Raw genomic sequence first — 18,622 nt, forward strand, 5'->3', positions numbered from 1 at the left:
CCTGTTTGACGGGCTAAGGAGAAGTATGTTGAAATTTATTGATGTGCTGGCGTCAGGCAAAGATATAACCCAGAAAGGTGAGTACAGTGGAGACGAACATCATGGTGGCCACGCTGAATTGGGTGGAAGGTAACTCCACTTCTTCGTCGACCATCTTGAAATTAGCTTTGCAAACGATGCAGAGTTTTAGTCCGACGGTGGCATCGTAAAATCCAATCACATTGTTGACGATAAGCGCCATGAGCAGATCGAATTCGCGCGAAAGGAGGTAGCCAAAATAAGTGTAAAGTATGGCAGATGCAACACTAAGCCAGGTATACTGGAAGTTGAATTTGCGGGACGCAATGGCACCTAAGGTTGCAATCAGTGTTACAACCAGCAGTCCACATAACAATACCGGTATAACATTAATATAGTTCATGTTGAATGGCAGGTGGAGATAAGTAACCGACGGTAAATGTAATCAATCAGTTAATAGGTAACAAGCTGCAATGCGGAAAATTAAAAGCCCGGCAGGAATTGCCGGGCAAAAAGAAAAGGAATGAACGGGTTTTTGATAAATGTCTAATGTTTTTGGTCGAGGTAGATCAGCTGACCGAGGTGATAAGCCTCGTGATTGGTACGGTTGATGAGGATGTTCAGCTTGTTGCGGTGTGGCTCTTTGGCAAAATCTTCGGGCGATATGGAATTGTGACGGGTAAACCATTCGTCGGCGGGCAGTTCGGTAAAATAGGCCGCAAGCCGGGCGTTGAGCGTGTGCCAGTTTGATTTGAGGGTTTCCAATGCAGGCGCTGGTGTACCTGCCCGTTCTTTTTCTCCGGTGAAATGTACTTCGAGATCGGGAAACAATTTATCGCCAAAGCCGAGCAGGGGGATCATTCCGTCATTCACTGCAATGAGGTGCCCCAGTATCCAGGTGCCGGAATTCCGGCCGGGCGCCGTAGGTGAGGCGAGCTGTTCGTCGGTAAGTTTGTCGAGGAGTTTATTGAACCGCGTATTCTGTAATTCCCAATTCGAGATCACCATCTTGATAAATAGTTCTTTGTCGATTACGGTAGTCGTTGATGTTTGAGATGCCATGATAATAGTTTTAGTGGATGGATAGGCTGGTGATTATAACAGGCGAAGCCCTGCTTTGTTGCAAGCGCTTACAACAACCGCTTCCAAAAAAAGCCCGGCACAGCAGTTGCTGGCCGGGACTCTGGTTGATCATGGCTATGTTTGCCCGGTACGAGCATCGACTCGCAGGGTGGGGTAGATAGGTAAACTCTACCGCACTGTACTCAATTGCCTTAGCCCCCGTGTTTGCAGCCAGGCCATCAGCGCTACCCAGCCGGCTACACCGGTGATAAGCAGGTAGCCCAGGAAGGTGAGGCCAAACAACTGAGGCACTACGATGACTAAACTTTCCACCACCCACACTATGTCGAGCACAATGATCAGCTTCACCCATCCTTTTTGCGGGGTGGCTTTGCGGCTTTGTATCCATACCAGGGAGGCAAACACGATGAGGAAGAGACCTGCGGCCACAAAAGGCCAATGGAGCCCGGCGCCAAACAGGTTGGCAGTGAGGCCGGGAAACAGCACGAGTAACAAACCGGTTGCACCAGAGGTCAATGCGTTGATCAGTAATACATTTTTTAACCTATTCATGTTGTTTAATTTTTAGTACCCCACAAATGTAGATTGGGCGTCCGGCGGCGAATTGATAAATTGCGACATAATGAGTATCCTCGCCATTCACCTCTATCATTTCATGGACTATGCCCGGGTAAGGGGCATTGCGTGGCAGGATATGTTGTTGCTCCTGCCGGATCCGCCCGAAGATCTGCTGAATGAACAGGCAGTGGTAGCGGAGGAAGAGGTGTACGCAGTATTGAAATTCATCGATGATAAACTGGACGATAAATGCTGGGGTATTTCCTGCGCGCATTTTATTTCCCTGAAGCTGCTGGGGTTGATCTACCGGATATCGCTGCAGGTAACTACCATACAGGAAGCGCTGCATTATTTACAAAGCTACCTGGTGGCGGCCGTGCCGATAGTAGCCGTTGATACCACATTGAAGGAAGAGTCCGTTACTCTTAAGTTTACGATCAATAACAAGGCCTCTTCGCTCAACCGTATCCTGCTGGAGTATACGTTGGCAGTAGTGGGCCGTGAATTACGGATGATGGCTGGCGAGGATACTACCATTACCCTGTATTCGCCTCATTGCAACGATCTATACCCGGCAGCATGGCAAGCCGGCGATGAATATACCGTGGTCTTTGAGCCGGTGGTATTAAAGGCTGCTTTGAAAAATACGAGTCATCTCCATGTTGATATCCTGGTGCCGGAATATTTACGTATGATCGTGCAACTGCAACCCGATGTTAGTTTTGCCGGTAAGGTAAAAACGATCCTGTTGTCTATGTCGAATCCGCAATTGCCGAATATCCAGGAGGTATCGGAAGCCCTGTACCTCACTCCCCGCACCTTACAAAGGCGGCTGGGTGCAGAAGGCGTTACCTTCCGCGAGGTGCTGGAAGAGATCAAGAAACAAATATGCGCCTTGTTGCTGCGGCACGACCGGTATTCCATTTCCGGCATCTCCACCATATTGGGTTATGCAGAGCCGGCCGCTTTCATTCATTCTTTCAAAAAGTGGTATGGCGATTCGCCCGACAGAATGCGTAAGGTCATGAACAGGTAACCAATACCTGCTTTGATCATTCTTAAGCTTCTGCCAGGAAATACCTGATAGCCTCCCAGCCCTCCTCGATAATGTCGTTTGGTACATTACTGATCTTATTGCCACGTAGCTCAATGCATTCCAGTGTGGAGATATGTGCCATCGCCGGAGATAGTTCCGTAATCCCGCAACCTTCCAGATCGAGCAGGTAGAGCTGCGGCAATTCGAAGAGGGCAGGAGGTATAGTGGTAAGACCCTTGTTATTACGTAACTCAAGGTATTGCAGATCGCTCAAGAGTCCGATGGAGGATGGTAAGGAATTCAGTTGGTTGGAAGAGAGGTCGAGTTTCATGAGGTGTTTGAGCTGCCCAATGGTATCAGGAACACCCAGTGGCCTGTTGCCTTCCCCTTCGCGGTTGTGAAACGCCACCAGAAAGGTGAGGTGTTCAAGGAGGCCGATAGAAGCCGGCAATGCAGCAAGTTGATCATTGCCCATAATGGTGAGGTAACGCAAATTGGAAAGGTTGCCGATCGTTTCGGGCAACTGTTCAATAGCAGTATGACCGATGCTCAGGGTGGTTAGTTGCGATAGTTTACCAATACTATCTGGTAATGTGGAGAGGTTCCTGCTTTCATCGATCTCCAGCGATTCAAGCTGTTGTAAGTTGCCTATGCTGTCTGGCAAACTGGCAATGCCATTCAAGCGAAGCTTTTTTAAAGTGGTAATGGTGCAAACCAACGCGATCAATTCATTTGATTCAGCTGCCTGCCAGATCTCCAGCGTATCGATCTCTCCTTTTTTGGCTGCCAGCACATGCTTTAGTGTGCTTACCGGAACGCCGGGAATATGCAGGGGTATTTCTTCATACCCCTGCGATAATTTTTTAGCCATCAGTTTATGGGCTTCCTGTTGGCAGGCGCCGGCATCCTTAAACTCTTTCCTGGATGTTTTAGGTTCGCCATAGTCGGCGATCAGTTCGGTGGTGAGCGTTTTGCCTGTTATGGAAATACGGAAAGACTTTTCCTGGCTGTTTGTTTGGTGAACAAAAATGCGGGTCATGGGTGTGGACAATTGACGAGGAATATGTTACCGGGTGGTAAATTATCGGATTGCCGGAACCTATTAAAGCGAAGGCGGGTAAGCTGTTGAAATAGCAGGTTTAACTGATGGATTACCTGTTTGGGTATGGGGTCGACGAGTGCCCGTGAAAGAGCCCGTGATCAATCCGGTAGGTTCATGGTGCCACGCATCAGGGTAACGGTTGTACCGCCCAGTTCCACTTTATCGTCGAAAGCGCTGACGAACAATTCACCTCCACGGGGAGAACATTGCCAGGCCTTCAGGTTGTTTTTATCGAGGCGCTGCTGCCAGAAGCCGGCCAATACCGAATGAACCGATCCGGTAACTGGATCTTCATCGATGCCGATCCACGGACAGAAGGACCGCAGCAGGTAATCATAATCCGGCAGGTTGGATGCGGAAGTAATGACGACTTCTTTGATATCGGGGTTGCTGGCCACGAGCGCCAGGTAATCGGGTTGGATTTTCTTTAATTCAGCTGCACTGTCGAGCTCGATGAACAAGGTTTCCAGTTCGGAACACATGCCTGCAGAAACCAATTGGGTGATGCCGAGACTGTTCAGCAGGTCGATGCCTGGCTCTACGGGCTTCAGATCGTAGCGGGGATAGGTCATCACGATCAGGTCATCCTGTTTGCGCACGGGAATGTAGAGTGCACGTCCTGCAAGAAAGTTAAGCGTGCTCACACCAGGGTCCATGACCTCATCGAAGAGCATCCTGGCGGCAGCCAGTGTGGCGTGGCCGCAGGTGGGTATTTGCGTGGCAGGTGTAAAATAACTGATGCCCCAGCCATGCGACGATACAGCGCCGGTAAAGGCGGTCACCGGCAAGTTAAGCTCGCTGGCAATGGCCTGCTGTTGCTTAAGAGAGATATAGCCCGGCAAAAAGCAAACTGCCGTAGGGTTACCACGGAATGCTTCGGAGGTGAAGGTGTCGATCAGGTGTACTTGGATCTCCATACAAGGATGAAGGTAGAAAAAAAGGCGGATTGCATGCAGTGCAATCCGCCGGATTGGTCTAAGGGTTAAAGGCTTTTATTATTGTTTCGTGTACACCGTATTATTGTGAAAGTTGAAGCTGCTGACCGGGTAGGTAAGTGGATAACCGGCCTCAATACTGGGGAAGCCCGGATGCCAGAATCCGCTTTCCCAATAATAATACCGGCCATTCTGGTAAACGATATTCCAGGTCATGCCGAATTTGGTACCATCGGTCCAGGAAGGATTGTTGAAAACAGTGTAATACCCTTTGCCATCTGCCTGCATGTGGCAATAGGTGGTACTGCCGGCAGGATCGGCCGGGGATTTTAACCATTGTCCCAGCATGGATTGTTTATAGATCTCCACCGAATCGAGTGATGCTTTAAAGATCACCGGCGATCCCTTTACATGCGAGCCATCGGCTTTCTTAACGCTTACCTGAACCTGTTGTGGTGTGCCCGAGCCCAGCTTCCATTTGTTAAAGGAGTAGCCATCGCTACGGGTATGAGTAAGGGCGGAATCAAGGGCACCTCCGCCACCGGTAACTGTCCATTCCACTTTTGCTCCCGGATACAACCTGCCGGCTACATCCTTTACTTCTACACTTAAAGGACTTACATATTGCCCGGTTTTACCCATTTGGTTATTGCCGGCCACAATATATAGTGTATCCGGTCTGGGCAGCCAGCTGCCTTCTTTGATGGTTTTATCAATAAGGGGAACCGATAAGGTAAATTCATTATGTTCGCCGAGCCACAGCTGGGAAGATACTTTTCCGGTAACTGATGTAGAGAATTTAAGCGCGTATTGTGGCGTACGGTTTGGGGTGAAGTCGAATTCCAACTCATTGGGGATTTCTACCGCTGCTTTCAATACATCGGAGTTGTAGGGCGCTATCTGATAGACAGGCTTGAACAAGGTAAAGCTGGCATTCATGTCGAGCAAAGTATTGAAGTTGTCCTGCAACAGAGAATCGGCGCTGATGTTGGAGCTGAAGGTGCTGATGTTTTGCCAACCATTTTTACCGTATTGAGCGCCGAAAACAACATTGATTTTGGGGCTGATCTTGAAGGCAGCTTTATTGGAGATGGTCACCGGCAGCCATTTCAGGATCACCTTTTGATGGAGCGGAACCGGCAGTGGGAATATGCCGAGCGGGGTGGTAACCGGGATCGTTAACCTGATCACCGGCAGCGGAATTTCTTTTAGGGTAACTTCTTCCAGCAACTTTATTGAATTGGGCGACTTGTTGGTGATCTCCAGTGCACTACCGTCGGTATTGAGGTCGGCCTGGATCAATACTTTCTCAGGCATCAGCGAGCCATCTTTCTTGACGTATTCGAGCTTTACTGAAGGAATATTGAGTTTAAGGGTGCCGGTGATCTTGACGCCGGGGATCGAAGTGCCTTCGGTCGAGAAGTTGAAGCCTAAGCTAACACCTTTGGCGACTGTGCTGTTGGCCGTAAAATCATTTTCATAAACACTGTTGATGTCGAGCTGCCGGAATGCTTCATTGAGACCGGCCTGTTCGGTAGTGCAGGCATACTGGTTGGCCGAAACGACGACACTTACTACTTTTCGCAACACCCCATCGGGATTGGCGATGGTGGCCGGGGCCACGAGTATATCTCCGGCTTTTGGAGTTACCGAACCAGTAGTGCGGTTGATGGACACACTTTCTGCTGTTACCTGGGTTATCAGCATCGTGTCGAGAACGGTGGCCTTTGCGTTCAGATAGTTACCGGTAGCTGGAATATCCGGCTCCTGGTTATTGTCTTTGTTTTCTTTTTTACATCCATAGAGGATGGCAGCAGTCAGCGCTGCTGCAAGGTAGTGCCTTGGTTGCATGTTTTCTTATCGGGGTTAAGCGGTTTACAATTCATAAACCGGATGATAGGCTTCCGGCTCATATTGAGTGCGTAAAGTACATACACATTTACTATGTTTTTGTACCTCCTTAGGGGGATAGGGTGCAAGAAAAAAGGCGCCTCCAATCTGGGGCGCCTCTGTTTACAATGAATATTGTTTACAGCTTCTTATCCGGTCTGAAGATAAACCGCATGGCCACGTCTTTGGTAAACCAGGCGAACGACCAGTTGAAGAAGGTCTTGAGTTTATTGCGGTAATTGATCAACGACCAGATGTGGATGAAGCCCCATATCAGGGCCGCGATCAAGCCTTTAAAATGCAGTTTGCCAATATCGGCCACCGCTTTTGTTTTACCTATGATAGCCATGGTGCCTTTATCATAGTAACTGAATTCCTGCTGCCTTTTGCCATCTGCGATGTTGCGCAGGTTCTTCGCCAGGTTGCGTCCCTGCTGAATAGCCACCTGTGCCAGTTGGGGGTGCCCGTTAGGGAAGGAGGGGTCGGTGCTCATGAGAGAGCTGTCGCCGATGGCATAGATGTTTTGTGATCCCTGCACCAGGTTATGTGCGTCTACCATCACCCGGCGACCGCGGCCTATTACTTCCTTGGGTAATCCGGGAATTTCTACCGCGATCACGCCAGCCGTCCAGATCAGGGTTTTCGTTGCGATCTTACCTCCATCTGCAAAGATCACCTGGTCATCGACATAATCTTTCACCTGCTTGCCCAGTAATATCTTAATGCCCAGTTTCTGGAGCGATTCGTAGGTATAGTCCTGCGATTTGGTACTCATGGGTCCCAGTACTTTGGCATTCGAGTCTACCAGGTAGATCTCGCCGCCAGAGCCCTTCAGCTCGGGATAATCCTTTCGGTAGATGCCATTCTTCATTTCGGCCAGAATGCCGGATATCTCTACGCCGCTGGGGCCGGCACCGGCCACCACCATGGTGAGCAGTTTCTTGCGCTCTGCCGCATCGGTGGTCACGGTGGCCTTCTCGATCGTTTGCAGAATATAGTTACGGAGTTCTATAGCGTCATTGATGGTCTTCATCGGCACCGCTTTTTGCCGCACATTCTCCATGCCAAAGAAGTTACTCTGTGTGCCGGTGCTTAAGATGAGGTAGTCGTAGGTCAACTCACCGGTCGAGATGATCACCTTATTCTCTTCCGGCACTACCCGTTGAAATTCGCCCAGCCGGAAGGTGATGTTCTTCTTGTGGTGGTACAGCTTACGGAACGGATAGCTGATATTGGATGGTTCAAGGAAGCCGGCAGAAACCTGGTAAATGAGCGGGGGAAAGAAGTTGTAGTTGTTCCTGTCGACCAGGGTAATGTGAAAACGTTCATCTTTGGCCAATTGCTGGATCAGGTGTACACCGGCAAACCCTCCGCCAATGACCACCACTTTTTTTTGTTGACTGTCCATAGAATAAATCCATTTTGATTGTCAAAAGTAAATGCTGTCTGCAAAAAGCAGGCCCCCGATCCATTGGCTAAACCCGGGATTCTGATGTCGATAATATTCACATTTCCAACTTACTACTCTTACAGTCAGGTCCTTACCCAGGGTCAACAGGTGGAGCTGTCGCTTTTTTCCCTTGTATAACGCACGACGAATCTTTTTTGTTTACAATTCAAGCGTAAGATCTGTCAATGCATACCCGACACAGGTTAGTATCAACCCTTTTTGAAGATCGTTTTCGGTCAATACCTCGTTCATATTCATCTTAACGGTGCCGCTTATACAATGTGCCGTGCAGGCTCCGCAACGACCACCCTTACAACTGTAAGGCAGGTGAATATGATGATGCTGTGCCGCCTGCAGTATGGTGTCGGGGTAGGATACTTCAAATTCATGGATGCGGGCGCCCTGCCGAACCTGCACTTTCCGGGGCGCTGCATCGATGGTAAAGGCCGGTGGTGGCAGGGTGTCGACCGTGAAATTTTCTTTACGGATAAATGCCTCTGGTACACCCGTTACCCGTAGTGTGAACTGTACCATACGCATGAAAGGGGCGGGGCCGCAGGTATAGTATAGCGTAGGGTGGAGGCCAGGTTGCAGGTATTGATGGATGAGGATCTCAAAGAGACCATTGCTGAGTCGCTGATGGGGTATTTTGTGGAGGATGGGATAACTGAGCAGGTCGATGCGGGTAAAGCGATTGCCAAAACTTTTCTTCAGGGCCTGCAGTGCTTCGTGGTAGATGATAGTGTTTTCATCGTGGTTCTGGTACAGCAGCACTGCCCGGCTATGGGGTTCTTCGTTCAGCAGCTTTTTCAGCAGGGCATACACGGGCGTTATGCCACTACCTGCCGCAATAAAGAAAACCTGTCGTTCGAAAGCGGCGTCCGTATCGAGCGTGAACCGGCCGGTCGCGGGCAGCGTATCGACGACGGTATCCACCTGCCAATGTTCCAGTATGTACCTCGATAGCGCGCCGTTCTCCTTTTTCTTTACGGTGATGAATACTTGCGGGTCGATGCCTGGTGTGGAACCAAGCGAAAATGAGCGTCTAACTTCCTGGCCATGTACATTGAACAGGAAGGTCAGGAACTGGCCTGCCTGGTACGTGACGGCCTGCTCGCCCAGCGGCTCCAGTACATAACTGATCGTGTTCTTCGCTTCGGGGATCACACGGACCACCTTCCATTGCAATAGTTCCATGGGCAAATTGAATGTAATGGATTATTTGTCGGCGGCTACCTTTACAACGATGCGGCCCATGATCTTGCCCTGTAAGATAGAATCGATATAGGTGAGGCTAAGTTCGTCGAGAGTTACTTCTTTGGCAATGGCATTCAGCTTGTCTTTTATGTTCCAGATATCGCTGAATTTATCCCAGATCACGAGGCGGGTAGTCATGGGTGTTTCGGCCGATCCTACGCCGAGCAGGCTAACGCCGTTCAGGATAAAAGGATATACCGTTGCATCGAATTTGGGCGACGATACCAGTCCCGTACTCACCACCATGCCTTCTGGTTTACAACCTTTCAATAACGTGAGGAGGGTATTGCCGCCAACCGTATCGATGGCGCCGGCCCAATGAGGACGCAACAGGGCTTTGCCCGAGTGGTCATTGACAAATTCCCGGTCTTCTATTTTGGCCGCTCCCAGGAATTGCAGGTATTCCTGCGCATGGCTTTTGCCGGTCACCGCGATCACTTCATAACCTGCTTTGGCGAGCAGGGCTATGGCCATGCTGCCCACGCCGCCGGTTGCGCCGGTCACCACGATGGGGCCGCGTTCGGGCGACATGCCCAGCAGCTCCATCTTATGCAAACCAATGGCAGCGGTAACGCCGGCGGTGCCCAGCACCATACATTCCTTCAACGTATAACCATGGGGCTTGCGCACCACCCAGGCAGCTGGCACACGGATGAATTCACCAAAGCCGCCACAAGTGTTCATGCCAAGGTCGTAGCCGGTCACGATCACTTCATCGCCGGTGGCAAACTGCTCATTGCGGCTGATCTCTACAATACCGGCGGCATCGATGCCGGGTGTGTGCGGGTATTTGCGGGTGATGCCTTTGTTGCCGGTGGCCGACAGGGCATCCTTATAATTCAGGGAAGAGTAGAGCACCTTGATCACCACCTCGCCCTGGGGCAGGTCGTCGATCACGCGTTCGATGATATTCCTTTCAAATTTTCCGTCGGGGGTCTCGGTAATCCAGAGTGCTTTAAATGGCATATGATAGCTTCTTTTGATACAAGCGGTAATTCTCTTCGTCGAAACAAACAAAACTGATCTCCTCGATGCGACCGGGATGGGCCGCCATATAATCACGCACGGTGTCGATGGCAACGGTTGCGGCTTCTTCTTTGGGGTATCCGTAAATACCCGTACTGATATTGGGGAAAGCCACTGTTCTTATACCCTGCTCAACCGCCAAAGTTAATGTGTTCCGGTAGCAGTTAGATAGCAAATCCCGTTCCCCCTTATGGCCACCCTGCCACACGGGGCCCACTGTATGGATCACGTATGTTGCGGGCAGCTTGCCGGCGGTAGTGATGACTGCTTCGCCCACAGCGCAACCGCCCTGTTTATTCCTGATCTTTTTGCAGTCTTCCAGTATGGCCGGACCGCCGGCGCGGTGAATGGCGCCATCAACCCCTCCGCCGCCGAGCAACGAAGTGTTGGCTGCATTCACGATCGCATCGACCGTCATTTGAGTGATGTCTCCACGCACTACTTTTAATTGAGTAGACATAAGTTGTAATTGTAATCATGAAAAGCAATCGAAGCCGGTGTTGATTAGTTGGTTGGCCGGGCTTAGAATAAAGTCTGCACACCGTGTGCCACTTTGTTCTCGTGGGTCAGCAACCATTTCTTTCGGGCCAGGCCGCCACCGAAACCAACCAACTCGCCTTTAGCACCAATGACCCGGTGGCAGGGGATGATGATGGCGATATGGTTTTTGCCATTGGCGGATGCGGCAGCCCTGATGACTTTGGGGTCGCCCAGGCGGCGGGAGAATTCCTGGTAACTGATGGTTTTGCCAAATGGAATATTCGCCAGTTCGTTCCATACTTTTTGCTGAAAATCCGTACCCTCCTGGTTCAGGGGCAGCTCAAATATGCGCCGGTTGCCGTGAAAGTATTGTATAAGTTGTTCGATCGCCTGGATGGCCATGGGGGGAAGGGGCGTGGTGCCGGCGGGTGCGACCGTAGCTTCTTCCTCTTTCATAAAATGTACTTCGCTGATGTAATGGTCGGTGCCGGAAATGCGAAGCAATCCTACTGGTGAGTGATAATATGTCGTAAAGGTTGCCATCGATCAATCGTTTGCATAAAGCTATCCGATCTTCCAGCCGTTGTCAACTTTTCTTTCGGGTTGCAATAAAACTACATCTTTTTTGTCAGTATAAACACCCAGTACCAGACATTCACTGAAGAAATTCGCAATCTGTTTGACGGGGAAATTTACGATGGCTACAACCTGTTTGCCCATGAGCTCGTCTTTGCCATACATGGCCGTGATCTGCGCCGATGATTTTTTAATGCCCAGTTCACCAAAATCGATAGTAATTTGGTAAGCAGGTTTTTTCGCTTTTGGAAAATCGGTAACTTCCAGAATTGTTCCGACACGGATATCGATCTTGTCAAAATCATCCCAACTGATGGTCATGTATTAAAATAGTTTAATCAAAAATAACAAATAAGCTTTCTTTATCACCCAACCACTTTATTGCAATATGAAAAGAAACCAGTCTTCGTCCCGAAGAAAATTCATCCGTAACACCTCGCTGGCCGCAGCCGGCTTTTTCATCGTGCCGCGTCATGTATTGGGAAAAGGATATATTGCCCCGAGCGATAAGCTCAACATTGCCGCTATTGGCGCAGGTGGCAAAGGATCTGTGAACATTGCACTTGCCTACAACAACGGTGCAGAGAATATCGTTGCTTTGTGCGATGTGGACGACCGCCAGGCGGCCGACTCGCGCAAGAAACATCCTAAAGCTTCCTATTACCGCGATTTCCGTGAGATGCTCGATAAGGAAGGTAAATCCATCGATGCCGTTATGATCAGTACGCCCGATCATATGCACGCTGTGATGGCTTTACCTTGTATGCAACTGGGCAAACACGTATATGTTGAAAAACCACTTACCCATGATATTTATGAGGCGCGCACCCTTACGCAGGCTGCAGAGCGGTATAAAGTGGTAACGCAGATGGGCAACCAGGGCAGCAGCAGCGATGGTACCCGCAATGTGGAATCCTGGATCCAGCACGGTGTGATCGGTGATGTACATACGGTACATGTGTGGACCAACCGGCCTACCTGGCCACAGGGCGTGCCTACCCCCAAGGGACAGTTTGCCGTTCCGGCCGAAGTAGATTGGGAATTGTGGTTGGGTACCGCCCCCTACCGCGAATTCAATCCCGCTTATATCCCGGCAACCTGGAGGGGTTGGACCGATTTTGGCACCGGCTCGCTGGGCGATATGGGCTGCCATTTCATCGATGTGCCCTATCGTGCTCTAAAGCTACGATATCCCATTTCCGTTGAATCGAGTGTAACCCGGGTGTGGACCGGTTTCTTCCAGGAAGCATTCAATACCGATAGTTATCCGCCTTCCTCCAAGTCACATATTCAGTTTCCTGCACGCGATAAAATGGTACCGGTGGAAATGGTATGGTACGATGGCGGCATCATGCCCCGCCGGCCCGATGAACTGCTGCCCGATGAACCATTTGGTGAAGACAGCGGTGGTATTCTCTTCGAAGGCACCAAAGGAAAGATACTGGCAGGCATCTTTGGCGAGCACGCTCAGTTGCTGCCGGCTAATAAATTCAAAAATGCCAAACTGCCCAAGGCCGATCGTCCGTATGTTGTGCGGGGCCCCGAAGGTCACCAAACGCAGTGGACCGATGCCTGTAAGAAAGGCCATGGCGCTTATACCAGTTCGCCTTTTGAAATGGCCGGACCGCTGACCGAAACTGTTTTGATGGGTAACCTGGGTATCCGCAGCTTCTATTACAGCGAAACCGACAGCAAGGGCAATAAGAAGTACACGGGACGTAAAAAGCTGCTCTGGGATGGCGCCAATATGAAGGTGACCAACTTCGAACCGGCTAACCAGTTCATCCGCCGTCAATACCGGGGTAACTGGAAGTTGGAACTTTAATAATAGAAGAACGGATAGCAGCAGGAGGGTGGTGGCGGGACTACTGAACAGGCGAAGGAGCGTGGACGGCAAATCCATCGAATGGGCTCATTTTCAATAGTTCTTTAGCTAAATTGCAAGAAACCGGTCCTTTCCTTGCGAATTCATTAAAGTTTAATGCAAGGCTGTAAAAATTATTTTCGGGGAATGGACGGTTCTCTGTAATTTGGCTGCTAAATCGTTATTCCACTGCTATTCGATAACAAATTAATTTAAAACCAAGTTTGTCAGCATGAAAAAGAAACAAACGAATAAACCAACGCGCCGGGACTTTATCCGCAATACCTCCCTGGCTGCCGCAGGTTTTTTCATAGTACCCAGGCACGTTCTGGGAAAAGGCTTCATCGCTCCCAGCGATAAACTCAATATCGCCGGTATCGGAGTAGGCGGTAAGGGTGCAAGCGATCTGGCTGAGTTTTCTAAAAGTCCCAATGCCAATATTGTAGCATTGTGCGATGTGGATGACCGCCAGGCCAAAAAATCACGCGAGCGTTTCTCCAAGGCCAATTACTACAAGGATTTCCGCGAAATGCTGGCAAAAGAGGCCAAGAATATTGATGCTGTATCCGTATCAACACCCGACAATACCCACGCCGTAGCTGCGATCGCCGCTATGCAACTGGGTAAACATGTGTATTGCCAGAAACCAATGACCCATGATATCTACGAAGCGCGTCAGCTTACGTTGGCCGCCAAGAAATTCAAAGTGGTTACCCAAATGGGCAACCAGGGTGGTTCGGGCGACGGTGTTCGTAAAATGAAAGAAATGGTTGACGCCGGTATGATCGGTGAGGTGCATACCGTACAATGCTGGACCAACCGTCCCGTATGGCCACAAGGTGTGCCTACTCCATCTGGTCAGTTTGCTGTTCCTACCGAACTGGATTGGAACCTCTGGCTCGGCCCGGCGAAGCAGATCGACTTCAACCCTGCTTATCTGCCCTTCAACTGGCGCGGATGGTGGGCATTCGGTACCGGTTCGCTCGGCGATATGGCCTGCCATATCATGGACCCCGTTTACCGCATCCTTCCGATCGACTATCCTTCCAGCGTAGAAGCCAGCGTGGCAACCATCTGGAAAGAAATGTGGAACGACTCTGCCAATCCCGATAGCTGTCCTCCTTCTTCTATAGTACACCTCAACTATCCCCGCAAGGATGGTAAAGGCAATATCAAAGTAAGCTGGCACGATGGCGGTTTGCTGCCCGAGCGTCCTGATGAGCTGCTGCCCGATGAACCCATGGGTAACTGGGATGGTGGCGCCATCTTTATCGGTACCAAAGGCAAGATCATGTGCGACTGCTACGGTGCAAACCCCCGTTTGCTGCCCACACGCCTGATGCAGGAAAAGAAGATGCCCAAGGAAACCATTAAGCGCGTACCCGAAGGTCACTACGTACAATGGGTAAACGCCTGTATCGAAGGTTATGGAAAAGGACAAACCAGCTCTCCGTTCGAGTTTGCAGGTCCTTTCACCGAAAGTATCCTCATCTCTAACCTGGCTATCCGCAGCTTCCTGATGAAGAACCCCAACGGCAAAGGATGGGACGACAAATACCTTGGCCGCAAGAAGCTCCTGTGGGATGCCAAGAACATGAAGATTACAAACTTCGACGAAGCCAACCAGTTCGTGAAGCGCGATTATCGCGACGGCTGGAGCCTCACCTTCTAATACGTAACTATACAGTCGCGCATGCGCCTGTTTCATTAAGGAGATACCTTGCAAAAGGTGTCTCCTTTTTTTATGCTTATCAGTTATCCTGCTTTTTCGTGTAACCTTGATGCATCCCGTTGTCATACCAGTAAGCTGTATATGCATCCTTTAAAAAAATATTCTCAAAAGATTGACAATATAGATTAGTATAGTTCGCCGGTGTCATAAATACAATAAATTGTAGTTAAAGTTTAGTAAAACTTTGTACGTCCAAAACTAAAAGATTCATTAACCAGGGATCCTGCTGACTGCCTCATCAGCATCCTCGTAACGTTAACTGCTATATGGAAAAGGAAAACGCATTCCTTCGCCGGGAGATCTATTGCTCCTGCGGGAACCATCATCTTTCTATTCCCCCCCAAATATTGCCGTTAGAGCCCTGTAGTTCCTGAAGCCAGCCAACCCGGGCTTGCCCACAGGTCCCCTATTGTCACTAGCTATATCCAAATACACCTTCATCACTTAAAATCACGTTATGAGAAAGCGACTCTTCGAAAGAAGTTCCGTTTTGTGCTATTACCTGGCTGCTATCCTCCTGCTGCCGGTAATGGTACAGGCGCAACAGACCACGATTCGTGGCACTGTCACTAATCAAAATTCCAAGGAACCGTTATCGGGTATTTCTGTCGTGCAGAAAGGTACAACAGGAGGAACCTCTACTGACGCAGAGGGAAAATTTGTATTGGCCGTTTCCAATACACAGGCTGTCATCGTGTTCAGCGGGGTGGGCTTTGAGTCGCGGGAATTGTCCCTGAACGGACAAACATCCCTCGATGTAAAGCTAACGGCTGCTTCCATCAACCTCAATGAAGTGGTGGTGATCGGTTACGGAACGCAAACCAAGAAAGACCTCACCGGCGCCGTGGCACAGGTGAAAGCGACCCAGCTTGAAAATGAAAACCCCGCGAGTGTGCAGGATGTATTGCGCGGAAACGTACCCGGTATGAATATTTCTCAAGTCAATGCCGCCAGTGCCAAAGGTGGTGGTGACCTGCTGGTCCGGGGTAAAACGAGCATCAACGCCGGTACAACGCCGCTGATCGTATTGGATGGTGTTATTTACCAGGGGCAGTTAAGCGATATCAACCCCAACGACATCAACACCATCGATGTATTGAAAGACGCCAGTTCAGCTGCCGTATTCGGCGCCAAGGCCGCCAGTGGCGTTGTATTAATTACCACCAAGCGAGGTAGCAAAGCCAAGCCAACCATCACCTTCAACACCAACATCGGCTTTTCTGAATTAGCGAAAAATGAAGAACTGTATGGGGGCCCCGGCTTCGTAGCCTGGAGACAAGATGTACAAAAGAGCCGCAACAATACATCTACCAAGCTTTACACCTTCGATGATCCCCGCAACCTCCCTGCCGGCATCACCATGACGCAATGGCGTGACGGTCGTACCGGCGATTCGATCGACATCTGGCTCGACAGGCTGGGACTTAAGCCCGTCGAGATCGCCAATTATAAGAAAGGCGAAACCACCAACTGGTACGATATGATGTTCCAGCGTGGCCTGCGCCAGGACCATACCGTAAGCCTTGCTGGCAAAAAAGATGAGTTCTCTTATTACTGGTCACTCGGCTATACCGATAACGAAGGCATTATCGTGGGCGATCGGTTCAAAACCTTCCGCACGCGCATCAACCTCGAAGGGCGTATTGCCAAATACCTCACTACCGGCCTTAACCTGCAATTCGCCGACCGCGACGAAAGCCAGGTGCCCGTTAACTGGGGACAGATGGTGAACGCCTCCCCGTATGGCGAAGTATACAATGCCGACGATAGTACGCTCCGCGATAGCCCCAACGACGATATCGGTAACAACTCAAACCCCTTTGCAGATAATACTTACACCAACCGCCTGCAAAAGAACAATACCCTGTTTGGCAGTATTTACGCCAAAGGCAACCTACCATTCGGGTTCTCGTACCAGGTGAACTTTACACCGAGTTTTGATTTTTACCGCTACTTCAACGGGGTTTCTGCCATGCACCCTACTTACCGCGTGCGCAAGGGCATAGGTACACGCACCACACAAACTACCTACAACTGGCAGGTGGATAACCTGATTAAATGGGATAAGACCTTCGGTCAGCACCAGTTCAACGTAACGATGCTCTGGAACGTAGAGAAATTCCAATCCTGGAGGGAGCAAATGGATAACGAAGGCTTCGATCCTAAAGACGTGTTGAGCTACAGTAATATCGGATCCGGTATTAAGCCCATTATAAGTAGCGATGACCAGGTAAGCACTGGTGATGCCCTCATGGCGCGCCTTAATTATGTATTCAACGATCGGTATATCCTCACAGCTTCTTACCGCCGCGATGGCTATTCGGCCTTTGGCCAGCGTAATCCCCGCGCGGGCTTCCCGGCTGCTGCCCTTGCCTGGGTGGTTTCTGAAGAGGATTTTATGAAAGATGTAAAATGGCTCAACTATGGAAAATTCCGTATTTCCTATGGAATCAACGGTAACCGCGACGTAGGCCGCTACCAGGCTATCTCCGATCTCACATCCGGTAAATACCAATACATCAATGCCGCCGGTGTCGTTCTCCCCGTTTCTCAGTTATGGACCAACCGAATGGCGAACCCCAACCTGAAATGGGAGAAGACTGCTTCCTTCAACCTGGGTCTTGACTTTGGTGTACTCAATAATCGCCTGAGCGGTTCGGTAGATGTGTATGAAAAATCGACCCAGGATATGCTGGTGCAACGCGCCTTGCCTACGGTGATCGGTTTTGACTATGTAATGTACAATATCGGTAAGATCAACAACAAAGGCATCGAGATCGCACTGAACAGTGTGAACATCGATAAGCGCAATTTCTCCTGGCGAACCACCCTCAACTTCTGGCTCAACCGCAACAAGATCGTAAGCCTCTACGGTCCGGTGAATGTTTATGACCAGGATGGCAAACTGATCGGTCAGCAGGAAAAAGACGACCAGGTGAACAGATGGTTCATCGGTAAGGATATCGATGTGATCTGGGATCAGAAAGTCCTGGGCGTATGGCAGGAGAGTGAAGCGGTCGAAGCCAAGAAGTATGGTGTTTATCCCGGCGACTTCAAAGTGGAGGACGTAAATGGCGACTTTAGATACTCCAACGACGACCGCCAGTTCCTGGGTTTCAGATCCCCCCGTTTCCAGTGGACCATGCGCCAGGATTTCACCTTCTTCCGCAGCATTGATTTTGGCTTCTCTTTGTACAGCAGTTGGGGCCAGATGAATGACTACAACCAGGCCAAGAACAACAGCGGGTTTCAGGACAGGCAGAACTCTTATAAGTTCCCCTACTGGACTGCGGCCAACCCCATCAGCGATTATGCACGTCTGTATTCCAGCAATGGTGGCGCTTCATTCTCGGTGTATAGAAAAACATCCTTCATCAGGCTCAATACCATATCGCTGGCCTACACACTGCCCAAGACGCTTATTAGCAAGGCACGCCTCGAGAGCGCGAAAGTATACGCGAACGTAACCAATGCCGGTATTTACGCGCCCGACTGGACGTATTGGGATCCTGAGTTCAGGAACCGCGACAGCAATGGCGCGATATCTACTGCCATTGCGCCACGCATCTATACATTAGGCCTCAATGTTACTTTTTAATCCAATCAATTCGATTA

Annotated in this window: 16 protein-coding genes; 4 read left to right on the forward strand and 12 right to left on the reverse strand. The window is 50.1% G+C overall.

The genetic code is table 11. The features are described 5' to 3' along the window. Positions 1-52 precede the first annotated feature (52 nt). From P2H89_RS30595 to P2H89_RS30605, 3 genes are all read right to left on the reverse strand, one after another. The gene (locus P2H89_RS30595; RefSeq protein ID WP_275834404.1) at positions 53-421 is read right to left on the reverse strand and encodes a hypothetical protein; all 369 of its coding nucleotides are present in this window, start codon (positions 419-421) and stop codon (positions 53-55) included. Between the two features lie 143 nt (positions 422-564). After that, positions 565-1,080, reverse strand: a complete 516-nt coding sequence (locus P2H89_RS30600) for a DinB family protein (RefSeq protein ID WP_275834406.1) — start codon at positions 1,078-1,080, stop codon at positions 565-567. A gap of 189 nt (positions 1,081-1,269) precedes the next feature. After that, positions 1,270-1,653 (reverse strand): hypothetical protein, encoded by a 384-nt coding sequence (locus P2H89_RS30605; RefSeq protein ID WP_275834408.1) that lies wholly within the window; start codon positions 1,651-1,653, stop codon positions 1,270-1,272. Between the two features lie 70 nt (positions 1,654-1,723). On the opposite strand from P2H89_RS30605, the gene P2H89_RS30610 reads away from it, so the two are divergent. Then, positions 1,724-2,695: a helix-turn-helix transcriptional regulator gene (locus tag P2H89_RS30610; protein WP_275834410.1), complete on the forward strand. Its 972-nt coding sequence runs from the start codon at positions 1,724-1,726 to the stop codon at positions 2,693-2,695. Between the two features lie 22 nt (positions 2,696-2,717). Here the strand turns inward: P2H89_RS30610 and P2H89_RS30615 are convergent, their stop codons facing one another. From P2H89_RS30615 to P2H89_RS30655, 9 genes are all read right to left on the reverse strand, one after another. Further along, positions 2,718-3,734, reverse strand: coding sequence for a hypothetical protein (locus P2H89_RS30615; RefSeq protein ID WP_275834412.1), 1,017 nt, complete (start codon positions 3,732-3,734; stop codon positions 2,718-2,720). A gap of 161 nt (positions 3,735-3,895) precedes the next feature. Beyond that, a complete protein-coding gene (locus P2H89_RS30620; RefSeq protein WP_275834414.1) occupies positions 3,896-4,714 on the reverse strand; it encodes a PhzF family phenazine biosynthesis protein in 819 nt (272 codons plus the stop codon). A 78-nt stretch (positions 4,715-4,792) separates the two neighbouring features. Then, positions 4,793-6,583, reverse strand: a complete 1,791-nt coding sequence (locus P2H89_RS30625; protein ID WP_275834415.1) for a hypothetical protein — start codon at positions 6,581-6,583, stop codon at positions 4,793-4,795. A 178-nt stretch (positions 6,584-6,761) separates the two neighbouring features. After that, positions 6,762-8,030, reverse strand: coding sequence for an NAD(P)/FAD-dependent oxidoreductase (locus P2H89_RS30630; protein WP_275834417.1), 1,269 nt, complete (start codon positions 8,028-8,030; stop codon positions 6,762-6,764). Between the two features lie 201 nt (positions 8,031-8,231). Further along, positions 8,232-9,269 carry an iron-sulfur cluster-binding domain-containing protein gene (locus tag P2H89_RS30635; RefSeq protein WP_275834419.1) on the reverse strand — a complete coding sequence of 346 codons (1,038 nt, stop codon included), beginning with the start codon at positions 9,267-9,269 and terminating at the stop codon, positions 8,232-8,234. Positions 9,270-9,290: 21 nt separating this feature from the next. Beyond that, positions 9,291-10,295: a YhdH/YhfP family quinone oxidoreductase gene (locus tag P2H89_RS30640; RefSeq protein WP_275834421.1), complete on the reverse strand. Its 1,005-nt coding sequence runs from the start codon at positions 10,293-10,295 to the stop codon at positions 9,291-9,293. Next, positions 10,285-10,815 (reverse strand): O-acetyl-ADP-ribose deacetylase, encoded by a 531-nt coding sequence (locus P2H89_RS30645; RefSeq protein ID WP_275834424.1) that lies wholly within the window; start codon positions 10,813-10,815, stop codon positions 10,285-10,287. Before P2H89_RS30645 ends, P2H89_RS30640 begins: the two co-directional genes overlap by 11 nt. 62 nt (positions 10,816-10,877) lie before the next feature. Then, positions 10,878-11,378 (reverse strand): methylated-DNA--[protein]-cysteine S-methyltransferase, encoded by a 501-nt coding sequence (locus P2H89_RS30650; protein ID WP_275834426.1) that lies wholly within the window; start codon positions 11,376-11,378, stop codon positions 10,878-10,880. A 21-nt stretch (positions 11,379-11,399) separates the two neighbouring features. Then, positions 11,400-11,732 carry a tRNA-binding protein gene (locus P2H89_RS30655; protein WP_275834428.1) on the reverse strand — a complete coding sequence of 111 codons (333 nt, stop codon included), beginning with the start codon at positions 11,730-11,732 and terminating at the stop codon, positions 11,400-11,402. 67 nt (positions 11,733-11,799) lie between these two features. Between P2H89_RS30655 and P2H89_RS30660 the strand changes: the two genes are divergently transcribed. The 3 genes from P2H89_RS30660 (at position 11,800) to P2H89_RS30670 (ending at position 18,605) form a co-directional block, all read left to right on the forward strand. Next, positions 11,800-13,236: a Gfo/Idh/MocA family oxidoreductase gene (locus P2H89_RS30660; protein WP_275834430.1), complete on the forward strand. Its 1,437-nt coding sequence runs from the start codon at positions 11,800-11,802 to the stop codon at positions 13,234-13,236. 271 nt (positions 13,237-13,507) lie between these two features. After that, positions 13,508-14,947 (forward strand): Gfo/Idh/MocA family oxidoreductase, encoded by a 1,440-nt coding sequence (locus tag P2H89_RS30665; protein WP_275834432.1) that lies wholly within the window; start codon positions 13,508-13,510, stop codon positions 14,945-14,947. Between the two features lie 517 nt (positions 14,948-15,464). Next, on the forward strand, positions 15,465-18,605 hold the full coding sequence (locus P2H89_RS30670) for a SusC/RagA family TonB-linked outer membrane protein (RefSeq protein ID WP_275834434.1): 3,141 nt from the start codon (positions 15,465-15,467) through the stop codon (positions 18,603-18,605). Positions 18,606-18,622: the final 17 nt, after the last annotated feature.

The sequence above is a fragment of the Paraflavitalea sp. CAU 1676 genome (assembly GCF_029223285.1).
In the GTDB taxonomy this organism is placed as follows: Bacteria; Bacteroidota; Bacteroidia; order Chitinophagales; family Chitinophagaceae; genus Paraflavitalea.

Bases quoted from the DNA above. Each gene is read 5' to 3' on its own strand.
- P2H89_RS30650 (WP_275834426.1), bottom strand. From the start codon at position 11,378: ATGGCAACCTTTACGACATATTATCACTCACCAGTAGGATTGCTTCGC.
- P2H89_RS30655 (WP_275834428.1), bottom strand. From the start codon at position 11,732: ATGACCATCAGTTGGGATGATTTTGACAAGATCGATATCCGTGTCGGA.
- P2H89_RS30645 (WP_275834424.1), bottom strand. From the start codon at position 10,815: ATGTCTACTCAATTAAAAGTAGTGCGTGGAGACATCACTCAAATGACG.
- P2H89_RS30630 (WP_275834417.1), bottom strand. From the start codon at position 8,030: ATGGACAGTCAACAAAAAAAAGTGGTGGTCATTGGCGGAGGGTTTGCC.
- P2H89_RS30615 (WP_275834412.1), bottom strand. From the start codon at position 3,734: ATGACCCGCATTTTTGTTCACCAAACAAACAGCCAGGAAAAGTCTTTC.
- P2H89_RS30595 (WP_275834404.1), bottom strand. From the start codon at position 421: ATGAACTATATTAATGTTATACCGGTATTGTTATGTGGACTGCTGGTT.
- P2H89_RS30640 (WP_275834421.1), bottom strand. From the start codon at position 10,295: ATGCCATTTAAAGCACTCTGGATTACCGAGACCCCCGACGGAAAATTT.
- P2H89_RS30605 (WP_275834408.1), bottom strand. From the start codon at position 1,653: ATGAATAGGTTAAAAAATGTATTACTGATCAACGCATTGACCTCTGGT.
- P2H89_RS30670 (WP_275834434.1), top strand. From the start codon at position 15,465: ATGAGAAAGCGACTCTTCGAAAGAAGTTCCGTTTTGTGCTATTACCTG.
- P2H89_RS30610 (WP_275834410.1), top strand. From the start codon at position 1,724: ATGAGTATCCTCGCCATTCACCTCTATCATTTCATGGACTATGCCCGG.
- P2H89_RS30600 (WP_275834406.1), bottom strand. From the start codon at position 1,080: ATGGCATCTCAAACATCAACGACTACCGTAATCGACAAAGAACTATTT.
- P2H89_RS30635 (WP_275834419.1), bottom strand. From the start codon at position 9,269: ATGGAACTATTGCAATGGAAGGTGGTCCGTGTGATCCCCGAAGCGAAG.
- P2H89_RS30625 (WP_275834415.1), bottom strand. From the start codon at position 6,583: ATGCAACCAAGGCACTACCTTGCAGCAGCGCTGACTGCTGCCATCCTC.
- P2H89_RS30620 (WP_275834414.1), bottom strand. From the start codon at position 4,714: ATGGAGATCCAAGTACACCTGATCGACACCTTCACCTCCGAAGCATTC.
- P2H89_RS30665 (WP_275834432.1), top strand. From the start codon at position 13,508: ATGAAAAAGAAACAAACGAATAAACCAACGCGCCGGGACTTTATCCGC.
- P2H89_RS30660 (WP_275834430.1), top strand. From the start codon at position 11,800: ATGAAAAGAAACCAGTCTTCGTCCCGAAGAAAATTCATCCGTAACACC.